The organism is Streptomyces sp. 13-12-16, from assembly GCF_002114215.1.
In the GTDB taxonomy this organism is placed as follows: domain Bacteria; phylum Actinomycetota; class Actinomycetes; order Streptomycetales; family Streptomycetaceae; genus Streptomyces.
Window position 1 is genome coordinate 1 of sequence record NZ_NCTE01000951.1, and the last position, 3805, is coordinate 3805.

Below are 3805 nucleotides of genomic sequence, written 5' to 3' on the forward strand. Positions count from 1 at the left end.
CGGCCGGCAGCCGGGCGGCGACGGCCGCCACGGTGCCCGGCGTACGGCGGTGGAGGGCGGTCAGCGGGAACCACAGGGCGGCGGCCGCGCAGAGGGCCGTCGCGGTCCCGCCGGACAGCGCGTGGCCGGGGCTCCACGGCATCGCCGCCATGGCCAGGGCCATGGCGCAGTGCAGGAGGTGGTCCACCCGGTCACGGCACCCCGCCCCCGGTGACCGGAGGCTCCGCCACAGCGCGTGCGCCGCCACGACGGCGAAGAGCACGGTCAGCAGGAGATGCACGAGGTCCACGGGAGTACTCACGGCAGACCTGACCGGGCCCGCTGACGATCCGTGACACCGCACGGCCCGGAGCGGGTGCCACGGTGTCACAAACCCCCGCTCGCCCCGGTCACTGGTCAGTGACCCACCCAGAGCGACGGGAGCAATCATGGCCATGACCGAACAGCGACTCGCCACCACCGTGCTGGTGATCGGCACCGGTGGGGCCGGTCTGCGCGCGTCCATCGAGCTGGCCGAGGCCGGCATCGACGTCCTCGCCGTCGGCAAGCGCCCCAAGGAGGACACCCACACCTCCCTGGCGGCCGGCGGGATCAACGCGGCCCTGGCCACCATGGACCCCGAGGACAGCTGGCAGCAGCACGCGGCGGACACGCTCAAGGAGAGCTACCTGCTCGGCGACCCCCGCACCGCCGAGATCGTCACCCGGGGCGCCGCCCTGGGCATCGACGACCTGGAGCGCTACGGCATGGCCTTCGCGCGTGAGGAGGACGGCCGGATCTCCCAGCGTTTCTTCGGCGCGCACACGTTCCGGCGCACCGCCTTCGCCGGTGACTACACCGGGCTGGAGATCCAGCGCACCCTCATCCGGCGGGCGGGCCGGCTGAACATCCCGGTGCTCGACAGCGTCTACATCACCCGTCTCCTGGTCCACGACGGTGCCGTCTTCGGCGCCTACGGCTTCGACCCGGGCGACGGCACCCGCTACCTCGTCCACGCCGACGCCGTGATCCTCGCGGCGGGCGGGCACACCCGCATCTGGCGGCGCACGTCGTCGCGGCGCGACGAGAACACCGGCGACTCGTTCCGGCTCGCCGTGGAGGCCGGGGCCCGGCTGCGCGACCCGGAGCTGGTCCAGTTCCACCCCTCCGGCATCATCGAGCCGGAGAACGCGGCCGGCACCCTGGTCAGCGAAGCCGCACGCGGGGAGGGCGGCATCCTGCGCAACGCGCTCGGCGAGCGGTACATGAACCGCTACGACCCCGAGCGCATGGAACTGTCCACGCGCGACCGCGTGGCGCTCGCCTCCTACACCGAGATCAAGGAGGGCCGCGGCACGCCCGACGGCGGCGTCTGGCTCGACGTCTCCCACCTCCCCCGCCGGACGATCATGGAGCGGCTCCCCCGGGTCTACCAGACGCTCCTCGAGCTGCAGATGCTGGACATCACCCGCGACCCCATCGAGGTCGCCCCCACGGCGCACTACTCGATGGGCGGCGTCTGGGTGCGCCCCGAGGACCACAGCACCGACGTCCGCGGCCTGTACGCGATCGGTGAGGCGTCGAGCGGGCTGCACGGCGCCAACCGGCTCGGCGGCAACAGTCTCATCGAACTCCTCGTCTACGGCCGTATCACCGGGCGGGCCGCCGCCGCCTACTCGGACGGGCTCACCGCGCAGCCCCGCAGCGCGTCCGCCGTGGCGGCGGCCCGCGCGGAGGTCGACGAACTGCTCGCCGCCGACGGGCCCGAGAACGTCCGGGCCCTGCAGCGCGCCATCCGCGACACCATGACCGAACACGCCGGCGTCGTCCGTGACGAACAGGGCCTGCGCACCGGTCTGGCGGAGCTCGACGTCATCGAGAAGCGCATGGAGAACATCGGCGTCCACCCCGACATCGCGGGGTTCCAGGACCTCGCCCACGCCTTCGACCTCAAGTCGGCCGCCCTGGCGGCCCGCGCCACCCTGGAAGCGGCCCTGGAACGCCGGGAGACCCGCGGCTGTCACAACCGCAGCGACTTCCCCGACATGGACCCCGCCTTCCGCGTCAACCTCGTCTGGTCCCCGGCCACCGGCATCACCCACGAGGAGATTCCCCCCGTCCCGGAGGAGATCGCGTCCCTCATGGCCGAGGTCTCCACCGAGGGAAAGCTCGTCGAATAGCCGGCGGTTCCCGAAGGCACGCGGTGGCCGTGTCACAGAAGACGCGCCCACCCGGTCTCTCCTCATGCGGACAACATCACGACATCAGCGCATATACGAAAGGTTCCCACCATGAAGGTCGTAGTGATCGGCGGCACCGGACTCATCGGCTCGAAGCTGGTCGCCAAGCTCAACGAGCATGGTCACGAGGCGGTGCCGGCCGCCCCCAACACCGGCGTCAACACGCTCACGGGCGAGGGCCTGGCCGAGGTGCTGACCGGCGCCTCGGTCGTGGTCGACGTCTCCAACTCGCCCTCCTTCGCGGACGACGCCGTCATGGAGTTCTTCCGCACCTCGACCACCAACCTCCTCAAGGCGGAGGCCGACGCCGGTGTCACCCACCACGTGGCCCTCTCCGTGGTCGGCACGGAGCGGCTCCAGGAGAGCGGCTACTTCCGCGCCAAGCAGGCGCAGGAGGGCCTGATCAAGGATTCGGGCATTCCCTACTCCATCGTCCACGCCACGCAGTTCTTCGAGTTCATGAAGGGCATCGCCGAGTCGGCGACCGACGGTGACACCGTCCGCCTGGCCCCGGTGAAGATCCGGCCCATCCACTCCGACGACGTGGCCGCCGCCGTCGGCCGCACCGCCGTGGGCACGCCCGTCAACGGGGTGGTGGAGGTCGCCGGTCCCGACGTGTTCCAGCTCGACGAGCTGATCCGCAAGGGCCTGGCCGCCAAGAACGACCCGCGCACGGTCGTGACCGACGCGCACGCCCCGTACTTCGGTGCGGAGCTGCGGGAGGACACGCTGCTGCCCGGTGCGGACGCGCACATCGCGGAGACCCGGTTCGGCGACTGGCTCGCGCAGCAGCAGCACTGAGCCACCCCGGGGGGGGCGGGCTCCGGAAGGAGGGTCCGCCCCCGCGCGTGGGGCCCGTCGTCCGCACCGCGGCACGACGGGCCCCTTTTTTCAGGCCCCTCTCCGGGCAGACAGCGATCGCAGAAGGAGTCACCCACCATGTCCACCCGGCACGACCAGGCCGTTCCCGCCCGCTCCGCGTCCTACGCGGGAGTGACCGGCGCCTACACCGTCGACCCGGTCCACAGCACCATCGGCTTCTCCGTCCGGCACGCCATGGTCTCCCGCGTGCACGGGAGGTTCGGCCGTTTCGAGGGCCTGCTGCTGCTCGACGGCTCCGACCCGTCCCGTTCGGAGGCGTACGTGAGTGTCCAGACCGACAGCATGGACACGGGGGCCGAGGAGCGTGACGCCCACCTGCGGGGCCCCGACTTCTTCGACGCCGCGACGTTTCCCCTGATGAGCTTCCGCTCCACGCGCGTCGTCCCGCTCGGCGACGACGGGTTCCGGGTCATGGGCGCGCTGCGCATCAAGGACGTCGAGCTGCCCCTGGACCTCCGGACGGTCTTCGGCGGAGCCGGCGAGGACGCCCACGGACGGTACCGGGCCGGCTTCGAGGGCACGGCCACCCTGCGGCGTTCGGACTGGGGGCTGGCCTGGAACACGCCGCTGGGGGCGGGAGGTGTCCTGATCGGCGACAAGGTGACGCTGGCCCTGGACATCTCGGCGGTGCGGGCCGACCTCGCACCGGCGGCCTGATCACACGGCGGGGCGGGCGGGGCGGAACCGGTATCGGTTCCGCCCCG

Annotated in this window: 4 protein-coding genes; 3 read left to right on the forward strand and 1 reads right to left on the reverse strand. The window is 72.0% G+C overall.

What is annotated here, in order from left to right; translation table 11 throughout:
* A partial coding sequence (locus B7767_RS32820) for a DUF5134 domain-containing protein (protein WP_256923648.1) occupies window positions 1-301 on the reverse strand: 301 nt, incomplete at its 3' end.
* 127 nt (window positions 302-428) lie between these two features.
* Between B7767_RS32820 and B7767_RS32825 the strand changes: the two genes are divergently transcribed.
* The 3 genes from B7767_RS32825 to B7767_RS32835 all read left to right on the forward strand — a co-directional run bounded on the left by B7767_RS32825 (window position 429) and on the right by B7767_RS32835 (window position 3758).
* The gene (locus B7767_RS32825) at window positions 429-2159 is read left to right on the forward strand and encodes an L-aspartate oxidase (protein WP_085575306.1); all 1731 of its coding nucleotides are present in this window, start codon (window positions 429-431) and stop codon (window positions 2157-2159) included.
* Between the two features lie 111 nt (window positions 2160-2270).
* Entirely contained in the window at window positions 2271-3020 is a 750-nt protein-coding gene (locus tag B7767_RS32830) for an SDR family oxidoreductase (RefSeq protein ID WP_085575307.1), read from the forward strand.
* Window positions 3021-3158: 138 nt separating this feature from the next.
* The gene (locus B7767_RS32835) at window positions 3159-3758 is read left to right on the forward strand and encodes a YceI family protein (protein WP_085575308.1); all 600 of its coding nucleotides are present in this window, start codon (window positions 3159-3161) and stop codon (window positions 3756-3758) included.
* The last annotated feature ends 47 nt before the right edge of the window (window positions 3759-3805 follow it).